General features: G+C 61.8%; 21 protein-coding genes. 13 read left to right on the top strand and 8 right to left on the bottom strand.

Translation table 11 applies throughout. From position 1 onward, the window contains the following. Positions 1-21: 21 nt before the first annotated feature. The 3 genes from znuB to zur are packed head-to-tail and all read right to left on the bottom strand — an operon-like array spanning position 22 to position 2,052. Complete coding sequence (gene znuB / locus ACF8RA_RS18275; protein WP_176683010.1) at positions 22-804, bottom strand: zinc ABC transporter permease subunit ZnuB; 783 nt, start codon at positions 802-804, stop codon at positions 22-24. Continuing rightward, entirely contained in the window at positions 797-1,570 is a 774-nt protein-coding gene (gene znuC, locus ACF8RA_RS18280; protein WP_003253004.1) for a zinc ABC transporter ATP-binding protein ZnuC, read from the bottom strand. The genes znuB and znuC overlap by 8 nt, the downstream gene beginning before the upstream one ends. Then, the gene (gene zur / locus ACF8RA_RS18285; RefSeq protein ID WP_176683011.1) at positions 1,567-2,052 is read right to left on the bottom strand and encodes a zinc uptake transcriptional repressor Zur; all 486 of its coding nucleotides are present in this window, start codon (positions 2,050-2,052) and stop codon (positions 1,567-1,569) included. The genes znuC and zur overlap by 4 nt, the downstream gene beginning before the upstream one ends. Before the next feature lie 66 nt (positions 2,053-2,118). Between zur and ACF8RA_RS18290 the strand changes: the two genes are divergently transcribed. Beyond that, positions 2,119-3,027 (top strand): metal ABC transporter solute-binding protein, Zn/Mn family, encoded by a 909-nt coding sequence (locus ACF8RA_RS18290; RefSeq protein WP_176683012.1) that lies wholly within the window; start codon positions 2,119-2,121, stop codon positions 3,025-3,027. 111 nt (positions 3,028-3,138) lie between these two features. On the opposite strand, the gene ACF8RA_RS18295 is transcribed toward ACF8RA_RS18290, so the two are convergent. Then, positions 3,139-4,089 carry a homoserine kinase gene (locus ACF8RA_RS18295; RefSeq protein WP_176683013.1) on the bottom strand — a complete coding sequence of 317 codons (951 nt, stop codon included), beginning with the start codon at positions 4,087-4,089 and terminating at the stop codon, positions 3,139-3,141. 69 nt (positions 4,090-4,158) lie between these two features. Next, positions 4,159-4,446 (bottom strand): DUF2782 domain-containing protein, encoded by a 288-nt coding sequence (locus tag ACF8RA_RS18300; protein WP_176683014.1) that lies wholly within the window; start codon positions 4,444-4,446, stop codon positions 4,159-4,161. Positions 4,447-4,521: 75 nt separating this feature from the next. Between ACF8RA_RS18300 and polA the strand changes: the two genes are divergently transcribed. Next, on the top strand, positions 4,522-7,269 hold the full coding sequence (gene polA / locus ACF8RA_RS18305; RefSeq protein WP_176683015.1) for a DNA polymerase I: 2,748 nt from the start codon (positions 4,522-4,524) through the stop codon (positions 7,267-7,269). Positions 7,270-7,813: 544 nt separating this feature from the next. Here polA and yihA read toward each other — a convergent pair. Then, positions 7,814-8,446, bottom strand: a complete 633-nt coding sequence (gene yihA, locus ACF8RA_RS18310; protein WP_003252993.1) for a ribosome biogenesis GTP-binding protein YihA/YsxC — start codon at positions 8,444-8,446, stop codon at positions 7,814-7,816. Between the two features lie 201 nt (positions 8,447-8,647). Between yihA and ACF8RA_RS18315 the strand changes: the two genes are divergently transcribed. The 7 genes from ACF8RA_RS18315 (at position 8,648) to ACF8RA_RS18345 (ending at position 15,886) form a co-directional block, all read left to right on the top strand. Then, positions 8,648-8,950, top strand: coding sequence for a cytochrome c5 family protein (locus ACF8RA_RS18315; protein ID WP_003252992.1), 303 nt, complete (start codon positions 8,648-8,650; stop codon positions 8,948-8,950). 31 nt (positions 8,951-8,981) lie between these two features. Then, the gene (locus ACF8RA_RS18320; RefSeq protein WP_176683016.1) at positions 8,982-9,599 is read left to right on the top strand and encodes a cytochrome c; all 618 of its coding nucleotides are present in this window, start codon (positions 8,982-8,984) and stop codon (positions 9,597-9,599) included. 151 nt (positions 9,600-9,750) lie between these two features. After that, a complete protein-coding gene (gene dsbA / locus ACF8RA_RS18325) occupies positions 9,751-10,383 on the top strand; it encodes a thiol:disulfide interchange protein DsbA (RefSeq protein ID WP_020191156.1) in 633 nt (210 codons plus the stop codon). Positions 10,384-10,395: 12 nt separating this feature from the next. Next, a complete protein-coding gene (locus ACF8RA_RS18330) occupies positions 10,396-11,250 on the top strand; it encodes an endonuclease/exonuclease/phosphatase family protein (RefSeq protein WP_103443600.1) in 855 nt (284 codons plus the stop codon). Positions 11,251-11,277: 27 nt separating this feature from the next. Continuing rightward, the gene (locus ACF8RA_RS18335) at positions 11,278-13,215 is read left to right on the top strand and encodes a GGDEF domain-containing protein (protein ID WP_392519409.1); all 1,938 of its coding nucleotides are present in this window, start codon (positions 11,278-11,280) and stop codon (positions 13,213-13,215) included. A gap of 77 nt (positions 13,216-13,292) precedes the next feature. Further along, positions 13,293-14,081: an N-acetylmuramoyl-L-alanine amidase gene (locus tag ACF8RA_RS18340; protein ID WP_392519410.1), complete on the top strand. Its 789-nt coding sequence runs from the start codon at positions 13,293-13,295 to the stop codon at positions 14,079-14,081. 206 nt (positions 14,082-14,287) lie between these two features. After that, entirely contained in the window at positions 14,288-15,886 is a 1,599-nt protein-coding gene (locus tag ACF8RA_RS18345) for an EAL domain-containing protein (protein WP_392460501.1), read from the top strand. Positions 15,887-15,900: 14 nt separating this feature from the next. On the opposite strand, the gene ACF8RA_RS18350 is transcribed toward ACF8RA_RS18345, so the two are convergent. Beyond that, entirely contained in the window at positions 15,901-17,682 is a 1,782-nt protein-coding gene (locus ACF8RA_RS18350) for a KinB sensor domain-containing domain (protein ID WP_392460502.1), read from the bottom strand. Beyond that, on the bottom strand, positions 17,679-19,025 hold the full coding sequence (gene algB, locus ACF8RA_RS18355) for a sigma-54-dependent response regulator transcription factor AlgB (RefSeq protein ID WP_176683021.1): 1,347 nt from the start codon (positions 19,023-19,025) through the stop codon (positions 17,679-17,681). Before algB ends, ACF8RA_RS18350 begins: the two co-directional genes overlap by 4 nt. A 210-nt stretch (positions 19,026-19,235) precedes the next feature. Between algB and ACF8RA_RS18360 the strand changes: the two genes are divergently transcribed. The 4 genes from ACF8RA_RS18360 to ACF8RA_RS18375 all read left to right on the top strand — a co-directional run bounded on the left by ACF8RA_RS18360 (position 19,236) and on the right by ACF8RA_RS18375 (position 21,203). Beyond that, on the top strand, positions 19,236-20,057 hold the full coding sequence (locus tag ACF8RA_RS18360; protein ID WP_392460504.1) for a BON domain-containing protein: 822 nt from the start codon (positions 19,236-19,238) through the stop codon (positions 20,055-20,057). A gap of 174 nt (positions 20,058-20,231) precedes the next feature. Further along, the gene (locus tag ACF8RA_RS18365) at positions 20,232-20,522 is read left to right on the top strand and encodes a hypothetical protein (RefSeq protein WP_176683023.1); all 291 of its coding nucleotides are present in this window, start codon (positions 20,232-20,234) and stop codon (positions 20,520-20,522) included. A gap of 43 nt (positions 20,523-20,565) precedes the next feature. After that, positions 20,566-20,727 carry a DUF1328 domain-containing protein gene (locus ACF8RA_RS18370; RefSeq protein ID WP_003252966.1) on the top strand — a complete coding sequence of 54 codons (162 nt, stop codon included), beginning with the start codon at positions 20,566-20,568 and terminating at the stop codon, positions 20,725-20,727. Positions 20,728-20,732: 5 nt separating this feature from the next. Continuing rightward, on the top strand, positions 20,733-21,203 hold the full coding sequence (locus tag ACF8RA_RS18375) for an inhibitor of vertebrate lysozyme family protein (RefSeq protein ID WP_176683024.1): 471 nt from the start codon (positions 20,733-20,735) through the stop codon (positions 21,201-21,203). The last annotated feature ends 214 nt before the right edge of the window (positions 21,204-21,417 follow it).

Consider the following 21,417-nt stretch of genomic DNA (forward strand, 5'->3'; position numbering starts at 1 on the left):
TGCCTGCACACGCCCTGCTTTTCAGCGTTTTGGCAGGGCCAGGCTCAGCAAGAATAGCACCGCGGCGCAGACCACGATCGACGGCCCGGCGGGGGTGTCCTTGAACCAGGACATGGCCAGGCCGCCGCAGACCGCAGAGACGCCCAGCAGGCTGGCACCCAAGGCCATCTGCTCTGGTGAGCGGGCGTGCCGCTGTGCCGCAGCCGCAGGGATGATCAGCAGTGAGGTGATCAGCAAAACGCCAACGATTTTCATGGCTACCGCAATCACCACTGCGATCAGCAGCATCAGCGCCATGCGCAGCCCGGCCACGGGCAGGCCTTCGACCATGGCCAGTTCTTCGTGCACGGTAACCGCCAGCAGCGGCCGCCACAGCGCAGCGAGCAGCAGCAGGACCAGTGCACTGCCGCCGAGGATCCAGGCCAGGTCGGTGGGGCTGATGGCCAGCAGATCGCCGAACAGGTAAGCCATCAGGTCGATGCGCACATCGTGCATGAAGCTCAGCACCACCAGGCCCAGCGACAAGGTGCTGGGGGCCAGGATGCCCAGGAGGGTGTCGGAGGCCAGCGGCTGGCGTTGCTGCAATGTCACCAGCAGAATCGCCAGCAACAGGCAGCCCACGGTTACTGCCAGTGCCGGGCTGACGTCCAGGGCAAAGCCCAGGGCCACACCGAGCAGCGCGGCATGAGACAGGGTGTCGCCAAAATAGGCCATGCGCCGCCATACCACGAAGGAGCCCAGTGGGCCTGCAACCAGTGCCAGGGACAAGCCGGCAAGCAAGGCGTAGAGAAGAAAGTCAGCCATGCTTGCAGTGCTCTCCGTGAACATGGGTGCCAGGGGCGACTACCGAGCCATGCAGGTCGTGGCTGTGGTCGTGATGATGGTGGTAGATGGCCAGGCTCGGTGCTGTCTTGCCGAATAGCTCGACGAATGCCGGATCACCGCTGACTTGCTCAGGGTGGCCCGAGCAGCACACGTGGCGGTTCAGGCACACCACCTGGTCGGTAGCGCTCATGACCAGATGCAGGTCGTGGGACACCATCAGCACGCCGCAGCCGTGGCGGTCACGCAGGCGGGTGATGAGGTTGTAAAGCTCGGTCTGGCCGACTACGTCTACTCCTTGTACCGGTTCGTCGAGCACCAGCAACTGGGGTTCGCGCAGCAGGGCGCGGGCCAGCAGCACGCGTTGCATTTCGCCGCCGGAAATAGTCTGGATCGGGCTGTCGATGACTTGCTCGGCACCCACTTCCTGCAGCGCCGACAAGGCTGCCGCGCGGTCTACGCCGGGCACCAGGCGCAGGAAGCGCAGCACCGACAGCGGCAGCGTGGCATCAACCTGAATCTTCTGCGGCATGTAGCCAATGCGCAGCTTGGGCTTGCGCCATACCTTGCCACGATGTGGCTTGAGCAGGCCAAGTACGGCGCGCACCAGGGTAGTCTTGCCCGCCCCGTTAGGGCCAATCAGGGTGACGATCTGGCCTGGGGCGACCGACAGGTCGATGCTGTCGAGCACCGCCTCGCCGCCAAAGGTGACGCCGACCTGCTCCAGGCGAATCAGGGCGTCGCTCATGCCGTGCTCCGGCAGCTACCGCACAGGCCGACCACTTCCACGGTCTGGGTCTCGACCGTGAAACCCACGCCTTTGGCGCTGTTGATGATCGCCTCGCTGATGCTGCTCTGCTCAAGCTCGATGGCCACATGGCAGGCCCGACAGATCAGAAACTGGCCTTGGTGCACGTGCTCGGGGTGGCTGCAGCCGATGAAGGCGTTGAGCGACGCGATGCGATGCACCAAGCCGTTTTCCAGAAGGAAGTCCAGCGCGCGGTACACCGTGGGCGGCGCGGCGCGGCGGCCGTCCTGCTCACTGAGCACCGCGAGGATGTCGTAGGCGCCCAGCGGCTTGTGGCTTTGCCACACCAGCTCCAGCACACGGCGGCGCAGGGCGGTCAGGCGCAGGCCCTGGCGGGTGCACAAGGCGTCGGCTTCAGCCAGTGCGCTGTGTACGCAATGGGAGTGGTCGTGAGGACGGTTGGCCAGCGGTGTGATGGACATGGGCAGCGACGGTTCTGGACAGAGACGTTATTATGTTACCTGTTTCTGACGACTCGAGTATTCACCGTGTCCCGATTCCTGGTTCTGTTTGTCGCTTTCATCGCATTCTCCGCGCAGGCCGACGTGCGTGTGCTCACCAGTATCAAGCCCCTGCAGCAGATTGCCGCTGCCGTGCAGGATGGTCTTGGCAGCCCTGACGTGCTGCTGCCGCCCGGAGCTTCACCCCACCATTATGCGCTGCGCCCCTCTGACGTGCGGCGGGTTGGCGATGCCGACCTGCTGTACTGGATCGGCCCGGACATGGAGAACTTCCTTCCGCGTGTGCTGGGAAGCCGCAGCAAGGCCACAGTGGCTGTTCAGGCGCTGCCGGGCATGAAGTTGCGCCACTTTGGCGAGGACAGCCATTCCCATGAGGAAGAAGACCACAGCGACCACGACCATGACCACCGCCCGGGCAGTCTTGATGCACACTTGTGGCTATCGTCGGTCAATGCGCGAGTAATCGCAGCAAAAATGGCGACTGACCTGGCCAAGGTCGATCCGGCCAATGCGGCTCGCTATCAGAGCAACCTGAAGGCCTTCGATGAACGCCTGGATGCGTTGGATGAGCGTATCAAGGCTCGGGTGGCCGGTATTGCCGGCAAGCCGTACTTCGTCTTCCACGAAGCCTTCGATTATTTTGAGGCTGAGTATGGCTTGAAGCACGCGGGCGTGTTCAGCGTGGCATCCGAGGTGCAGCCTGGGGCGCAACATGTGGCGGCCATGCGCCAGCGTCTTCAGGAAGTGGGCAAGACCTGTGTGTTCAGCGAGCCGCCACTGCGGCCGCGCCTGGCCGAGACCCTGACTGCCGGTTTGCCTGTGCGCCTGGCCGAGCTGGATGCCTTGGGTGGCACCGATCCGGTAGATGGCAAAGGGTATGAGCGCTTGCTCGAGAAGCTGGGCGGTGACCTGGCAGGCTGCCTGGAACAGTTGTAAGCCTGTACCGGCTCCTTCGCGGGTGAACCCGCTTCCACAGGTACTGCACAGCCCTCAAGGCTGTCGCTATCCCTGTAGGAGCGGGTTCACCCGCGAAGAAGCAGACGCGGTCTACAGCGCGAACGGCAGGTGCAAAGCCACCTGCTGGCGTTGCGCCAGACGTACTTCGAACTCGCTCGGATCGTGGATCATCACATCCATTCCGGCAAACGACTCGGCCGCAATCAGGCGCGACAGCCAGAAACGCACGCAGCCTACCCGCAACATTTCCGGCCACAGCTCGGCTTCGGCTGCAGTGAACGGCCGCAGCGCCGCATAGGCTGCCAGCAGCGCCTGGGCGCGTGGTGCATCTACTGCCCCCTGCTCATCCAGGCACCAGTCGTTCACGGTGATGGCGATGTCATACAGCATCGGCCCGGAGCAGGCATTGTAGAAGTCGATCACACCGGTCAGGTGGGTGCCTTCGAACATCACATTGTCGCGGAACAGGTCGGCATGCAGGTTGGCCCGCGGCAAGGCCAGAATCTGCGCCTTGTGTGCGCTGATTTCGTCCAGCGCCGGCTGCAGCAATGCGGCTTGCTCTGCAGTCAGGCGTGGCAGTAGCTCGGCACCCGAGGCCAGCATCCAGTCCAGACCGCGGTCGGTGCGGCGCTCGATGATGTGCTCGCGGGTGGCCAGGTGAATGTGTGCCAGTAGCTCGCCGACCTGGGCGCAGTGCTGGTTGTTGGGGGCCTTGATGTGCTTGCCCGACAGCCTGGGCTGCAGCAATGCCGGCTTGCCGCACAGCTCGCGCAGGCCGTTGCCGTCGCGGTCACGAATGGCATAGGGCACCGGCATGTCGGCGGCGTGCAGGGTGTCGAGCAGCTCGATGAAGAACGGCATGTCCTCGCTGGGCCCACGCTCGATCAGCGTCAGGACGAACTCCCCCTGTTCGAGGCTGACGAAGAAATTGCTGTTCTCGGTACCGGCGGCAATGCCCTGGAAGTCGAGCAGACGGCCCAGCTCGTACGGCGCCAGAAAGGTTTCCAGCTCAGGCCGGGTCACGGGGGTGAAGACTGACATGATGAAAAATTGCCCATACGGGCACTTCCGCCGGGAAGTGCCGGGTTGATGTGAACGGTGCGCGTCAGCTTACCACTCGAAGATCTTCCAGGACGGAATCAGCATGTCCGGCTGGTCGGATCGAATGAAATTGGCATCAGTGCCATCGGCGCGTACCAGAAAATAAGGCTTGCCGTTTTTCGGCGTGATCTTGATCGCATACAGGAAGCCGTTCTGCCGGTATTCCTGGATGGTTCTATCGCCTTCCGTGCGAATGGTCACCTCGGGATCGGCCGAGGGGGCGTCGTCCGCCGCCAGGGTGACGACAGGCGTGGTTGCCAACAGGCCGAGCAGTAACAGGCGATTGAGTGTGCGCATGATAACCTAGTCCCTTTGTCGTCAATGATTCTGGCTATTCTAGCGCCGGACCCGTCGAAAAGGTTGATTCTGCTCATGAGCCAAGCGCCCCTCGTCCTGGTGGACGGTTCCTCCTACCTTTATCGCGCCTTCCACGCGCTGCCACCGCTGACCACGTCCAAGGGCATGCCGACCGGTGCGGTGAAGGGTGTGCTGAACATGCTCAAGAGCTTGCGCAAGCAATACCCCGACAGCCTGTTCGCCGTGGTGTTCGACGCCAAGGGCGGCACCTTCCGCGATGCCATGTTCGCCGAGTACAAGGCCAACCGCCCCAGCATGCCGGACGACCTGCGGGTACAGATCGAGCCGCTGCACGCCAGCGTCAAGGCACTGGGCTACCCGCTGCTGTGCGTGGAGGGTGTCGAGGCTGACGACGTGATCGGCACCCTGGCGCGCAGCAGCGCCGCCCTGGGTCGCCCGGTGATCATCTCGACCGGCGACAAGGACATGGCGCAATTGGTGGACGGGCACATTACCTTGGTCAACACCATGACCGGAAGCGTGCTGGACGTGGCTGGCGTGCACGAGAAATTCGGCGTCGGCCCGGAACACATTATCGACTTCCTGGCCCTGATGGGTGACAAGGTCGACAACATCCCCGGCGTGCCGGGCGTGGGCGAAAAAACGGCGGTGGGGCTGTTGACCGGCATCGGCGGCGGTCTCAGCGACCTTTACGCCAACCTGGACAAAGTGCCAGCGCTGGCCATTCGCGGCGCCAAGACCTTGCCGGCCAAGCTGGAGGAGCACCGCGACGCGGCATTCCTGTCCTACGAACTGGCCACCATCAAGGTTGACGTGCCGCTGGATGTGGAGGTCGAGGCGCTGGTGTGCGGTGAACCTGACCGCGAGGCGCTGCTGGCGTTGTACACCGAGATGGAGTTCAAGAGCTGGGTCGCCGAAGTGCAGCGCGATGCGGCCAAGGCCGGTGACGATGTTGCCCCGGCCGTGGAGCCTGCGGCCAAGGTCGAGCCCAAATACGAAACCATTCTCGACCAGGCCCGTTTCGATGCCTGGCTGGAGAAGCTGCGCCAGGCACCGCTGTTTGCCTTCGACACCGAGACCACCGGCCTGGACGCCCAGCAGGCGCAGTTGGTCGGCCTGTCCTTCGCAGTCGAGCCGCATGAAGCGGCCTATGTGCCGCTGGCCCACGATTACGAAGGCGCGCCGGTCCAGCTGGACCGCGAGGCCGTGCTGCTGGCGCTGAAACCACTGCTGGAGGACCCGGCCAAGGCCAAGGTCGGGCAGAACGCCAAGTACGACATCAACATCCTCGCCAATGGCTCCCCCGCCATCGAGATGCGCGGTGTGGCCTACGACACCATGCTCGAGTCGTACGTGCTGAACTCCACCGCCACCCGTCATGACATGGACAGCCTGGCGCAGAAGTACCTCGACCACACCACGATTGCCTTCGAGGACATCGCCGGTAAGGGTGCCAAGCAGCTTACCTTCAACCAGATCAACCTGGACAAGGCCGGCCCCTACGCCGCCGAAGACGCCGATATCACCCTGCGCCTGCACCACGCATTGCAGGCCCGCCTGGCACAAACGCCGAGCGTGCAACCGGTTCTGATGGATATCGAGATGCCGCTGGTGCCGGTGCTGGCCAGGATCGAGCGCCAGGGTGCACTGGTCGATGCCGAGCTGTTGAAGGTACAGAGCGGTGAGCTGGGCGTTAAGATGGCTGAGCTTGAGCTGCGTGCCTACGAGCTCGCCGGTGAGGCGTTCAACCTCGGCTCGCCCAAGCAGCTGGGCGCGATCCTTTACGACAAGCTGGGCATGCCGGTGCTGAGCAAGACTGCCAAGGGCCAGCCATCCACCGCCGAAGCAGTGCTCGACGAACTGGCCGAGCAAGGTTATCCGCTGCCAGAGGTGCTGATGCAGTACCGCAGCCTGAGCAAGCTCAAGAGCACCTATACCGACAAGTTACCGGGGCAGATCAACCCGCGCACCGGGCGTATCCATACCTCCTACCAGCAGGCCGTGGCGGCCACCGGCCGGTTGTCGTCGAGCGACCCGAACCTGCAGAACATCCCGATCCGCACCGCTGAAGGCCGGCGTATCCGCCAGGCCTTCGTCGCCAGCCCGGGTTACAAGCTGCTGGCGGCAGACTATTCACAGATCGAGCTGCGCATCATGGCCCATCTGGCCAAGGACGAAGGCTTGCTGCATGCCTTCCGCAACGACTTGGACGTGCACCGCGCCACGGCAGCCGAAGTGTTCGGTGTGGCCCTGGAAGACGTCACTACCGACCAGCGCCGCAGTGCAAAGGCTATCAACTTCGGCTTGATCTACGGCATGAGTGCCTTTGGCCTGGCCAAGCAGATCGGCGTCGACCGCAAGCAGTCGCAGGACTACATCGACCGCTATTTTGCCCGTTACCCCGGCGTGCTGGCCTATATGGAGCGCACTCGTGCCCAGGCGGCCGAACAAGGCTTTGTCGAAACCCTGTTTGGCCGCCGGCTGTACCTGCCTGACATCAATGCCAAGAACCCTGCCCTGCGCAAGGGCGCCGAGCGCACGGCGATCAACGCGCCGATGCAGGGTACTGCTGCCGACATCATCAAGCGGGCCATGGTCAAAGTGGATAACTGGTTGAGCGAGAGCGGGCTGGATGCCCGGGTGATCCTGCAGGTGCACGACGAACTGGTGCTTGAGGTACGCGAGGACCTGGTGCAGCAGGTGAGAGATGAAATTCGCCAGCACATGAGTCAGGCCGCCCAGCTGGATGTGCCGCTGCTTGTCGAAGCAGGCGTTGGTGCGAATTGGGACGAAGCTCACTGATTGAGCAGGTAAAACTGTGTAGGATCTGCGACGTAGTGACGCGGATCCGTGCACCGCTCAGTGCCGGGGGTGCTTAAGTTTCATGAAACTATCGCAAATAGTTTTATGGGTTTCGGAACTAAACCGGTGAAGCGGAACTCAGAGTAACTGAATGGCTGGTGAAGCCCTTCGATGCTCCTATGTTGTGTTAAGTGTTGGCAGATATCTGGACCCCGCCCTAGCGGTCCGGACTTGGACCCCGAACTTCCCCCTCCCCATACGAAGTCCGGGGTTTTTTTTGCCCGGAATTTGCCGGTTGGCTTGTACTGAGCCCCGTAGGAGCGGGTTTACCCGCGAATGCGATGTCGAATTCACCGCTGCATTCGCGGGTAAACCCGCTCCTACAAGGGCCTGCGCCCAATCACCAAAGCGTGTCCAACCCCGATCAGGTGTAGGAGCGGGTTTACCCGCGAATACGGTAGTGGCGGCAACGATGAACGGCGGGTGGAGAGCAGGCCCGGCCCTTTCGCGGGTAAACCCGCTCCTACGGTTCAGGCGCAAAGCATCAAATGACCGGCTTGTCTTCCAGTTCCATCCAGTCCGCCAGCACTCGGTAGGCGTCTTCCACGCCCAGGCGCTTGGGTGCCGAGAACAGCTGGATGGTCACGCCATCCCCCCAGCCCTTGCGGATTTCCGACTGCACTTTCAGCAGTGTGTTCTTGCCCGCGCCGTGGGTCAGCTTGTCGGCCTTGGTCAGCAGGATGTGCATCGGCATGCTGCTGGCCTTGGCCCAGTCGAGCATCATCTTGTCGAAGTCGGTCATCGGGTGACGCACGTCCATCATCAGGATCACGCCACGCAGGCACTCACGGCTGCCCAGGTAGGCTTCCAGGTGTTTCTGCCAGTGCTGCTTGAGCGGAATCGGGACTTTTGCATAACCATAGCCCGGCAGGTCGACCAAACGCCGTTCATCGTCCAGACTGAAGAAATTCAACAGCTGGGTGCGCCCGGGAGTTTTCGAGGTACGCGCCAGGCTGGCATGAGTCAGGGTATTGAGGGCGCTGGATTTGCCGGCGTTGGAACGGCCGGCAAAAGCCACCTCGTAACCCTGGTCGTCCGGGCATTGTTCGACCTTGGCTGCGCTGAGGGCGAATTTGGCTTTCTGGCAGAGGCCGAGGATGGGGTTCTTGACTTGCATGGGATATCCGATGTGGGTGTTGCCTGACTTTGTAGAGCCAAGCCTGGCAAGCGGTGTCGTTTCCGTTTGGATGGCGGAAGTATATAATGCCCCAGTTTTTGTGTGCTCATTCTCCCAGCGAAGGAGAACGGGCATGGGGTGTCGAACAATAGCTCGCGCAACAGAACGCAGCGCGGCCCCCAACCCTGAAGGTCGTTCCGCATGGCGAAATGGCTGCTTGCTGTCGGTATGTTCCTGCCGTTTTTCAGCGCACAGGCTACACAGGATCCCGAGGTGTTGTACAACCGCACGTGTGCGGCCTGTCACACCGGGCAGTTGCCACAGGCACCCAGACGGGGTGACCGGGCAGCTTGGGAGCCAAGGCTGGCGCAAGGCATGGATGTACTGGTGAAGCACGTGACCCAGGGTTTCAAGGCTATGCCGCCGCGTGGATTGTGCATGGACTGCAGTGCCGAGGACTACCGTTTGGTCATCCTTTGGATGAGCGGCAGTCCCGATACATAACATTTCACCCTTAGCCGTGTTGGATTAGCTGATGAACAAACTAGTCGTGAGTCTGCTGTTGACCTTGGGTGTCGCTGGTGCGGCCACTGCTGCGCAACCTATCAAAGGCGATGCCGCCGCTGGCCAGGCCAAGACCGCCGTCTGTGGCGCCTGCCACAATCCCGACGGCAACAGCCTGGCACCGAACTTCCCGAAACTGGCTGGCCAAGGCCAGCGCTATCTCGAAAAACAACTGCACGATATCAAGTCGGGCAAGCGTACCGTGCTGGAAATGACCGGCATGCTGACCGCATTCAGCGACCAGGACCTGGCCGATATCGCCGCCTACTTCTCCAGCCAGAAAGGCAGCGTGGGTGCCGCCGATCCCAAGCTGGTCGAGCGCGGCCGTGCGCTGTTCAACGGCGGCGACCTGGAGAAGGGCATGCCGGCCTGCACTGGCTGTCACTCGCCTAACGGCGCGGGCATCGCCCTGGCCGGCTTCCCGCACCTGAGCGGGCAGCACTCGCAGTACGTGGCCAAACAGCTCACTGACTTCCGCGAAGGCAACCGCACCAACGATGGCGATGCCATGACCATGCGCACCATCGCTGGCAAGCTGAGCAACCACGACATCGAAGCGTTGGCCAGCTACATCCAGGGCCTGCATTAACCTTCGGTTAATGTTGTAGGCCAATGATGAAAGGGTGGCCGGGCTGCCCTTTTTTCCGTCCGCAGCCGTTACACTACAGAACTCGAGCCCTTCCCGACCTGTCTCAGTACAGGTCGCGTCGTGGCGACCCATGACTGCTCAGGAGTAAAGCATGCGTAAACTGATTCTCAGCGCTGCGCTGGTCGCCGCCAGCGTATTCGGTATGACTGCCGTTCAGGCCGCCGAGCCTGTTGCTGGCAAGGAATACATCGAGCTGAGCAACCCTGTTCCGGTTTCCGTGCCCGGCAAGATCGAAGTCGTCGAGCTGTTCTGGTACGGCTGCCCGCACTGCTACCACTTCGAGCCGACCATCAATCCTTGGGCTGAAAAGCTGCCCAAGGACGTCAACTTCAAGCGCGTACCGGCCATGTTCGGTGGCCCGTGGGATGCACACGGCCAGATGTTCCTGACCCTAGAAGCCATGGGCGTCGAGCACAAGGTGCATGCTGCGGTGTTCGATGCCATTCAGAACCAGCACAAACGCCTGACCGACAAGAACGACATGGCCGACTTCCTCGCCACTCAAGGCGTGGACAAGGACAAGTTCCTCGCCACCTTCGACTCGTTCGCCATCAAGGGCCAGGTCAAACAGGCCAAGGAACTGGCGAAGAAGTATGAAATCACTGGCGTACCGAGCCTGGTCGTCAACGGTAAGTACCGCTTCGACCTGGGTACTGCCGGCGGACCGGAAGGCGTGCTGAATGTCGCCGACCAGCTGATCGACAAGGAGCGCGCCGCCAAGTAGGCGGCATAACCCATGCCCCGCTTCAGAGCTACGCGTGGCATTGGCCTGCACGAGCCGCAGGTCAACGAACATCACCTGCAGGCCCCGGGCCTGCCTGAGGATGGCCGCCTGCGGCTGCTCAGTTTCAACATCCAGGTGGGCATAAGCACCGAGCGCTACCGCCATTACCTGACGCGTAGCTGGCAGCACCTGCTGCCGCATAACGGGCGTGCCGGCAACCTGCAGAAGATCGGCAGGCTGTTGGGCGACTTCGACCTGGTGGCCCTGCAGGAAGCCGATGGTGGCAGCCTGCGCTCGGGCTACGTCAACCAGGTCGAACACTTGGCCCACTTGGGGGCTTTCCCCTATTGGTATCAGCAGCTCAACCGCAATCTTGGGCGTTTTGCCCAGCACAGCAACGGCGTGCTCAGCCGCCTGAAACCGCAACTGCTCGAAGACCATCCGTTGCCTGGCCCGGCCGGGCGTGGAGCGATCCTGGTGCGGTTTGGCGAAGGCGACGATGCGCTGATAGTGGTGATGATGCACCTGGCATTGGGGGCCAAGACCCGCGCCCTGCAGCTGGGTTATATCCGCGAGCTGATTGGCGGTTATCGTCACCAGGTGCTGATGGGGGATATGAACACCCACGCTACCGACCTGCTGGAGCACTCGCCGCTGCGCGACCTGGGGCTGGTCGCCCCACAAGTCGAGGCCACCTTCCCCAGTTGGCGACCGCAGCGTTGTCTTGATCATATTCTGCTCAGTTCAAGCCTCACGCTGGAGCGTGTCGAGGTGCTGGCGCAGCCAATTTCGGACCACCTTCCCGTTGCAGTCGAGATTCGATTGCCTGATGCATTGACTGTGGATACGCTGCCGGTTTTGAGCTAATTGCCATCACCGTTTGCGGACCCGGGCATGACTGAAGACGCTGAGCGCTGGAAAGAAAAATACCTTAAAAGCATCGAGCAGCAAGAAAAGCTCGAACGCCGTTGGGATGCCCGTCTTGACCTGCTGCGTCGGGGCCTGGTGCGCAGCACCCTGGCTGCTGAAGGCAGCGACAAGGTGGTAGACGAGTGCATGAAAGAAATGCGCGACGTCATTCGCAGCCGCAACATGGACGCCGGCCTCGCCGGCTTGATTCCGCGCCTTGAGAAAGCGGTACTGGACTCCGAACAGCGTCGCGAGACCCGCATGAATCAGGTCAGCGATGCGCTGACCGCACTGGTTGGCCAACTGCAAGGCCTCCCGCTACCCAGCGATATCTCGCGGTCATTGAAAAAGCTGGCGAAGAAGCTTGACGGTGGGGTTGCCCAGTCACGCGAGCTACCGCCGCTGTTGAGCGAGTTGAGCGGCTTGCAGGGGCGCGCGCTGTCGGCCCTTGGCAAGCCGGGTGAAGAAGCCCGACCAGGTTTTCTGCAGCGGTTGTTCGGAAGCCGCGAGGAAGATGCACAGGCAGGAGCAGCGCTTGCGCCGGTAGCGTTGCCTGCTGCCGAGATTGTGCCCCATACAGCCGGCAGTACCGAGCCCTTGCGGCCCGATGACGTCGATGCGCTACAACCGCTGCCGGCCCCTGCTGCTCTGGCTGCCGAGGTAGCCGAAGCGCCCGAGCTTGAGCTGGAGGCATTTGGCCCGGCGCTGATCGAAACGGCCGAAATACCGCCAGCCCCTTTGCCACAGGATAAGGCGCCAGTGGCGGATGCTGCAGTTGCCGCCAGCGAGCCGTTGGCTGAGGCAGAACCCTTACAAGCTCTTGAAGAAACCTTTGGTGAAGACGGCCCCTATGCACTGCCCTACGCAGTGGAGCCGCCTTACAGCCAGGTTGCCGCGCACATCGAGCAGACCCTGATCGGTCTGCTCGATGACCTCAGCCTACCCGAGCGACACAAGGCTCAGGCGCTGGAAATGCGCGAGCGGGTTGCCCGCGGCTTGAACTGGTATGAGCTGATCCCGGTGCTGGATGACTTGGCAGTACTCATGCTGGCGATCACCGACAGCGGCCAGCACGAATTCGAAACCTACCTGCAGCAGCTCAATGAACGTCTGGAAGGTTTCCAGAGCCATCTGCACGAGGCCAGCGCCGGCCACGCGGACAACAGTACCGCTGCCCGCGAGCTGGATAGCCAACTGCGTGAGCACGTCGACGGCCTGCAGAGCAGTGTGCAAGGTGCCGCCGATGTAGAAAGCCTCAAGCACATTCTGGAAAACCGTCTGGAAGGTTTGCTGGTGACCATGGACGCGCACAAGCACGAGCGTGACCGCCGCGAGCAGGAACTGGCCGGTCGCCTGCAAGGCTTGTCGGAGCGGGTGGCGAGTATGGAGCATGAGGCGCTTGGCTATCGCGAGCACCTGGAAGAGCAGCGCCAGAAAGCCCTGCTGGACCCGCTCACCGGCCTGCCCAACCGTGCGGCCTGGAGCGAGCGAGTGGAACGCGAAATGCTCGACTGGAAGGAAAACGGCGGCCACCTGGCGATGGCGATTCTTGACCTGGACCATTTCAAGCGCATCAACGACAACTATGGGCATCTGGCTGGGGACAAGGTCCTCAAGATCGTTGCCGACCAGTTGCGCAAGCGTCTACGGGGCCGTGATTTCATTGCCCGTTTTGGCGGCGAGGAATTCGTCCTGCTGCTGCCGCAGACCACGCCGGCAGTCGCCGCGCAAATGGCCGAGGGGTTGCGCGCCACAGTCGAAGCCTGCCCATTCCACTTCAAGGGTGAGCGGGTGGTGATCACCACCTCCATTGGCCTGGGCGCGTTCCGTTCTGGCGATCGCAGCGACCAGGTGCTCAAACGAGCCGATGCAGCGCTGTACCGGGCAAAGGAGCAAGGGCGTAATCGCGTCGAGCAGGGCTAGCCAGCCGCCGTCTCCTCGGCAGGCGCAGCGCAGTTGAGCACGTTATACTGTAGCGCTCATACGCTGAGGCCACTGACGTGCTTTCCACGCTAAAAAAAAACCTGATTTCCTTATTGCTGTTGTCTGTCGCCGGTTGCTCGACGGGCCTGCGCATCGACCGCAGTCATCCTTCTGCCAATCAGGACAACCGCATCCAGTTCGTTGTCCTGCATTACACCAATGCTTCGCTGGAGCGGTCCCTGGCGCTGCTTACCCATGGTGAGGTCAGCAGCCATTATCTGATCGGCGATGGCCCGGCCACGGTGTATCAACTGGTGGATGAAAACCGTCGTGCCTGGCATGCCGGTGATAGCCAGTGGCAGGGGCGCACCTGGCTGAACTCTTCGTCCATTGGTATCGAAATCGTCAACCCGGGCTTCACCGACACCCCGAACGGCCGGGTCTGGCACCCTTACAGCGAGGCGCAGATCCAGTCGCTGATCGCGCTGCTCAAGGACATTGTCAAACGCAACAACATCGAACCACGCCATATCATCGGCCACAGTGACATCGCCCCGCTGCGCAAGCTGGACCCGGGACCATTGTTCCCGTGGAAGCGCCTGGCCGATGCCGGGCTGGGTGTCTGGCCGGATGCCAGCGCCGTGGCACGGCAGCAGGCCTACTTCAGCGTCAACCCGCCAAGCGTTGGCTGGTACCAGCAGGAGCTGGCACGGTTTGGCTATCAGATCAATCAGACCGGCGTGCTGGATGTAGCCACACGCCATGTGATCGCCGCGTTCCAGATGCGCTTCCGCCCGCAGCGTTTCGACGGTATGCCGGATGCGCAGACAGCGGCGATGCTGCAGGTACTTAATCGCATGCGTTGAGTCACGGCGGGCGGGGTACTTGTTGCAGCAGCCTTGCGCTGCGAAGAGGCGTTTTTAGTCGACGCAATTGTATTGACTTTAACGGTCTCACCGCAGCCACAAGGCTGCTTCTATAAAGAGTGTGGGTGGATTGCAGCGAAGCGCCAAACGGTGAGGGTGATTATCGATTCAGTTGCTATACCTTTGTTATCAACTGGATGCCTTTGATGTCAGCCTTCTTCGCCTTGCTGCGCCAAATTTTTTACCGTCCCTGGATGCTGGCCACTTTGGCAGCGCTGGCCAGCGCCGCGGTGTTGCTCTCTGCCAGCATCGGCATTGCCCTGCAACAAATGAAGCAAAGCGAAAGCGAACAGATGAATGCCCAGGGCGAGCGTTTTCTGGACCGGCTCGAACAGGTGTTCGGCCAGTTGCGCGAAGGGGTCGACTTGTTGCAGGCCCAACCCTTGCGCGGCTGCAGCCCGGCGATGCTGGCAGCCTTGCAGCAAGTTGGCCTGAACTCGCGGTTCATCTATGAAGCGGCTTATGTGGATGGCAATGTTGCCTGCTCCAACCGCGGTGATGAGCGAGCGTTCGTTCCCCTGCGGGCGCCAGATATCCAGGGGCCGACGTACAGCTACTGGCTTAACACCACCACCGAGCCGAACGAGAACCTGGCAGCACTGATGCTGGGCCGTGGCAAGTTTCTGGTTTCCACCTCCCGTGGGCATTTGACCGATGTGGTGGACCTGCCCCCGGGCGGCAGCCTGGTGGTGGTGCTGGACAACGGCGCCCGGGCCATTCCGGTGCTCGGCCCGCCACAGGTTTGGCCACCGCCCTCGGCCTGGTCGACCAGCCACAAGTCGCTACTGGAACTCAGCGACCGGCTGATCTACCGAATGCCGACCAAGTCGCCGGATTACCAGTTGGTGTTGATCGCCCCCAGGGCCAGTCTGCCGCTGAGGATGAACGGCATGCTCTGGTTGCTGTTCCCCGGTAGCGTGCTGGCGGCCTGCTGCATCGGTTGGTTGGTACTCCAGTTGATTTTGCAACGGCGGTCGATGAGCTCAGAGTTGCAGAATGCCTTGCGTCGTGGAGAGCTGCAGGTGCTCTACCAGCCAATCATCGAGCTCGACAGCCGGCGCTGTGTGGGCGCCGAGGCCTTGGTGCGCTGGCGTCGCCCGGACGGCACCCTGACCAGCCCGGACCTGTTCATCCCGCTGGCGGAAAATACCGGGCAGATTCGCCAGATCACCGACTTTGTCCTGCAGCGTGTGCTTGAACAGCTAGGACAGCTACTGCGCTCGCACCCCAAGCTATACATATCGATAAACCTGGCGGCCTGCGATGTCATGGTGCCACGTATTGGCCGGGTGGCGGCGCGCTTGTTGGCCTTGCATCGAGTGGCACCCAGCCAGATTGCCTTCGAGGTGACCGAGCGCGGCCTGATCGACGTGGTGGTCGCCCGTGACAACCTGCAGGCGCTGCGCGCTGTGGGGCACCAGGTGCTGATTGACGATTTCGGTACCGGTTATTGCAGCCTGGCCTACCTGCAAACCCTGCCAGTGGACTGCCTGAAGATCGACAAGGCATTCATCGACGCTTTGGGCCACGATGCCGCCAGTAGCGGTGTGGCCCCACATATCATCCGCATGGCCCATGACTTGCACCTGCGGGTAATTGCCGAAGGTATTGAGTTCGAGGACCAAGCGGAGCTGCTGAACAGCGAGGGGGTCAATTATGGCCAGGGCTGGCTGTTTGCCCGGCCGTTGAACGCCCGGCAGTTTGCCGAGTTGGTGACTCGCGGACACCTGCCGCGGCGGCTGTAGGCGCGGTAAAGCAGTCAGACCGGCAGTGCCATGTAGAACTGGGTCCCCTGCCCCGGCCGGGAAAACACGCCCATGCGACCTCCGTGCAGCTGCACAATCTCCTTGCACAGCGCCAGCCCCAGCCCAGCGCCGCCTTTCTTGCGCCCTACCTGCACGAAAGGCTCGAAGATACGGCCTTGCTGCCCATAGGAAATGCCCTCGCCGTTGTCCTCGACGCTGATGATCACCCGTTCTGCGTGCCGTCGGGCATGCAGGCGTATGCGCCCGCCGTTGGCGGTATGGCGAATGGCGTTGTGCAGCAGGTTGTCCAGCACACGGTCCAGCTGGGCGACGTCGGCCTGGATGCGCGGTAGCGGCAGGTCCAGTTCCTTTATCAGCTCGATCTGCTTGTGCGCAGCCTGTTCGGCAAAACGCAATTGCGCGTGCTCCAGCAGTTCGTCGATGGCACAGGGGGCCAGCTCGAGCTTTTGCAACCCGCTCTGATAACGGGAGAAGTTGAGCAGGTCGTTGATCAGTTGGGTCAGGCGCTGCATTTCTTCGCCGATGGTCTCCAGCAGGTCGTACTCGCGGGCCTCGGGCGGGAACTTGACCCGCTCGCGCAGCAGGCCGAAGGCCATGTGCATGCCGGTCACCGGGGTACGCAGTTCGTGGGATGCGCGCAGCACGAATTCGCTGCGCACCCGTTCGAATGCCCTTTGCTCGGTCACATCGTGCAGGACCATCACCGCGCCGAGGATTGGCCCCTGCGGGTGGCTGACCGGGGTCAGGCTGTAGGTGAGTAGACGTGACTCTTCATCGACCTCCATGTTCAGGTCGTCCGGTGGGCGGTCGAGGCTGCCCCCGCGCAGAACCTGGCGTAGTTGTTGCTCAAGCTCGGGTCGCTGCAAGGCTTCGACCAGGCTGCTGCCCACGCGGCTGTCATTCCAGGCCAGCTGGCGCTGCGCCACTGGGTTGAGGTGCTCGAGGCGACCCTGGCGGTCGATGATCAGCAGGCCGTCGTCGATGCTGTCGAGTACGGCCTGTAGTCGCTGCTGGCCGGCCAGCAGCTCGTCAACGTTGGTGGCCTGGTGCTTGCGCAAGGCATCGGCCATCAGACCAAAGCTGCGGGTCAGCTGGTTAAGCTCGGCGGCCTGGGTGACAGGCAAGGTAACGTCGAAATTGCCCTTGCCCAGTTGGTCGGCCGCCTTGGCCAAGGCTTCGATCGGCTGGCCGATACGCCGGGCGATGTTGTGCGCGGTGATAAAGCCCAGTACCAGCACCACCAGCCCCATCAGGCCGAGTACACCACTGACCAGCAAGGCACGGTCACGGGTGCGTTCCTCGCTACGGGTAATCTGGTCCAGTGCCTGTTTGTGAGAATCGATGAGGTCGGTGCGCACCTGGTTGAACGCGGCCCCTAGCGGCTGATCGGCACCCATGCTGCGAGCGGGTGTGGCGCTGCCGCGATAGGTCTGGAGGAAGGCCTGGTAATTGCTGCTGGCCTTGCTGAAACCCGTGCGCTCACCGCCTTGCTCCAGCCCCTGGTTGAGCAGGTCCTGGAAGTTTTCCTGCAGCAGCCGCAGGCTTTCCGGGGCAGTGTCCTCATCGAGAATAAGCATCAGCTGTTCGCCCAGGTTCTGGCGCAGCTTAAGCCCCACCTCCAGGACGTGGGTGGTATCACGCACCAGTCGCTGTTGCACTGTCGCCATCTGCAGCATGCTGACCAGGCCCAGCAACAGCCCTAGCAACGCCACGGTGACGAGCGCCGAGATGCTGAGGAAAAGCCGCGTGCGCAGCTTCATGGGCGGCCACTTCATAGGTTGTACTGCTTGCGCTTGCGGTACAGGGTAGAAGCATCGATGCCCAAGGTCTTGGCGGCTTGGTCGAGGGTATCGCTGGCAGCCAGTACGGCACCGATATGGGCACGTTCCAGCTCATCCAGGCTAAGCGCCGCACCTACGCGTGGGGCATTGCCGGCGGGTTGTTCACCCATGCCCAGGTGGCTGATTTCCACGCGTTCCTGCGGGCAGATGATGCTGGCCCGTTCCACTACGTTGCGCAGTTCGCGAATGTTGCCAGGCCAGCGGTAGTTGAGCAGGGCGGTGCGCGCCTCGTCACTGAAACCGCGCGCGGGTCGGGAGTACTCCTTGACGAAACGGGCGAGGAAGCGGTCGGCCAGGATGAGGATGTCTTCGCTGCGCTCGCGCAGCGGGGGCAGGTGCAGGGTAATCACGTTCAAGCGATATAGCAGGTCTTCGCGGAAGCGGCTTTCGCGCACCATCTCTTCGAGGTTGAGGTTGGTGGCAGCCAGGATACGCACATCGGCACGTCGGGTAACCGGGTCTCCGACGCGTTCGTATTCCTTGTCCTGGATGAAACGCAGCAGTTTGGGCTGCAAGGTCAGCGGGAAATCGCCGATCTCGTCGAGGAATAGTGTGCCCCCGTCAGCCTGGTTCACCCGTCCCAGGGTGCTTTCGCTGGCGCCGGTGAAGGCGCCGCGGGTATGGCCGAATAGCTCGCTTTCCATCAGCTCGGCGTTAAGCGACGGGCAGTTGATGGTCACACAGGCTTTGCGTGCACGCTTGCTCCAGCCATGGATGGCCCGAGCCAGCTCGCCCTTGCCGGTACCCGATTCGCCAAGGATGAGGATGTTGGCGTCGGTGATGGCGACTTGGCGGGCAGTTTCAAGCACCGACATCATGGCCGGGCTATGGGAATCCAGGCCGTCCTTGGGCTTGCGTACTTCACCTTCCAAGGCTTCCAGGCGCGCAGAAAGCTGGCGCACCTCCAGTTGCTTGGCGGTGGCCAGGCGCAACTGGTCGGGGCTGCACGGTTTGACCAGGTAGTCGGCAGCGCCGGCCTGTATGGCGTCTACTGCGGTGTCGATCGCCGAGTGCGCGGTGACGATCACCACCCGCATCCACGGGGCCTGGATGCGCATCTGTGCAAGCACATCGAGGCCATTGTCTTCACCCAGGCGCAAATCGAGGAAGCACAGATCGAACACCTGGCGCTGCAGCAGGGTTTCCGCCTGTGCGGCGCTGTTGGCGGTGGCCACGCTGTAGCCCTCGTCTTCCAGGCAGTAGCGGAAGGTGCGCAGGATCGCGGACTCGTCATCCACCAGCAGAATGCGGCCTTGGTTGTCCTGGGCTGATTCCATTTCCTGTGCTCCTTAGGGAAAGATCTTTATTTAGTGTGGGAAAAATCGGGCAAGTTGCATGGTCAATTCTGAAGGATTCTGTCCTTTGCACGCTAGCCAATGGCCAAACGATGTTTACAGGCCGTGATTCTTCAATGATTTGCTTAGAGACACGCGCTGGCACATTGGTTGCGATGATTTTCAGATTTTGCCCACGAAGGAGGCACTGTCATGCCCTTTTCCCTGCGTACAGCCGTTTTGGTCGCCACCCTGCTGCCAATAGTTACCCCGGCATTCGCCGACCCTGTGCAGGACGCCCGCCTGGAAGGCGCCCTGCAAACCGCTTTGTCAATGAACCGCATGCTTGATTCATTTCGTATCAAGGTTGAAGTGGACGGCAAGCAGGCGCGGCTTTCCGGTGAGGTGGAGAACGAGGTCGAGCGGCAGTTGGCCGGAGACGTGGCCCGTGCTACCCGTGGCATCGAGCAGGTGGAAAACCGGCTGCAGCTAAATGCCCAACTGGTGGAGCGCCCGCAGGAGCTGCGTGCTTACGCCCAGCGCCTGGAGGACGTGACCCTGGCAGCGGTGATTCGTGCTCGTCTGTTATGGAGCCGCACCACCGAAAAGGCACCTATAGAAGTACAAAGCAGTGAAGGTGTGGTGACGTTGCGTGGCAAGGTCGACAGTGCTGAAGCCAAGGAACTGGCGGGCGTGATAGCGCGTACCACCGACGGCGTGTATTTGGTCAACAACCTGGTCAGCCTAGATAGCGCCGCCATGGTCAAGGCGCGGGAAACACCGGCGGGGGCGCCAACCGGGCCGCAACCAAGCGACAGCTGGATCATCGACAAGATCCAGACCAGCTATCGCTTCAGTCGCAACCTCGATGGCCTGAACCTGAAAGTGGCCAGCGAAGCAGGCTTGGTGCGGCTCTCGGGCGAGGTGGTTAGCGCGGAGCAGAAAACCATCGCTGTGGAGATCGCCCGACAGATCATCGGTGTACGGGGAGTGGATGCTGACCTGCTGAAGGTGGCAACCAAGGTTGAAGGCTGATCGTGCAATTCGCACGACCACACGGGCGTCATCGTGCAGGATACGTCCTTGTGGTGTGCTTGCATGTTTTATAAGTTATTGATTTATAAGGATTTTATTTAAATCAAAAGGCTGGCATGCAGGCTGCAATTACCTGTTCAGGTTTGAACAAAAATTACAGCAGGAGGAGCCAGCATGAACCGCCAATCCGTCAACCGCTCGCAGAGCGCCGCACTGCCATTGCGCCAGATGCTGACACTCGGCATGGCGATGCTGCTCACCTTGGCCGCTGGCCTCTTCTATTACAGCTTGCAGACGGCGCGTCTGGCTGAGCAGGTCGCCGCTCAGACTGCCCTGTTGACGCAGATTCAGGCAACTCGTGCCAACACCTTGGTCAAGGCCGCTGACTCCCAGCCAACTGGCCAGGCCATTGCCTCACCGGCCACCCTGGAAAAAGTTGTTCCCCAGGAACGTTGGGTTTTCTGACCTGGCGGCCGGATCGATTCCGCAAAAAGAAAGGAGAACTACCATGCTGAGTTGGGCTATCACTTTTCTCATCATCGCCATTGTCGCCGCCGTACTGGGCTTCGGTGGTATCGCGGGCGCTGCGACAGGTATCGCCAAGATCCTGTTCATTGTCTTCCTGGTGTTGTTTGTAGCCTCCTTCTTCTTTGGCCGCGGACGAGGTTGAAGAAGATGAGCAGGAAGCTTCGTTCAGCCGTGGCTGCTGCCCTGTTGCTGGGCGGCAGCGCGGCGGCCATGGCGGCCAATGACGGCCAGTTTCGGGTCGACCAACTGCTCGGCTCGGACCCGGAGTACCGGGAAACCTGGCAGGACACCATCGAAGGCGAGGAACGCCTGCCCGAGTGGGTGCTCAATCTGACCGGCAGTGCCCAGCAGCAGATGTCTGCAGTCACGGAAGACGGCGACAAGTACTTGGTCGGTCCGCTGTGCGAAAAGCAGGACAATTGCACCTATAAGCGGCTGATCGTGGCGTTCAGCTGGGACAAGGATGATGCCTACGGGATGCTCGTGGAGGTGCCCGAAGGTTTGCCGAGCGACAAGTCGCCCACCCGTCATGCGCAGTACCGCTGGCTGGGCAAACCTGACGACGGCATGAAGGCAATGCTGCAGGAGCAGCTCAAGCGTGACCCGAACTGGTACTGAGCATTTATTGCCGGTACGGATGAAAGGTCACTCACTGTCACGTAATAGAAGCTGAAGCTTTCTATAGTTCAGCCTTCTATGATGCGCCGCCCCGAGGAGGGGTAGCACATGACCAAGGGGCCGGGCTGCTCTGATTGTTCCAGGATCGGAGAGGCCTAGGGGTACAGGGAGTGCCTCCAGTAATGGGCCGGGTCAGGAAAGGCGAAATCGGAAG

The organism is Pseudomonas sp. FYR_5, from assembly GCF_043106315.1.
GTDB lineage: Bacteria > Pseudomonadota > Gammaproteobacteria > Pseudomonadales > Pseudomonadaceae > Aquipseudomonas > Aquipseudomonas putida_Y.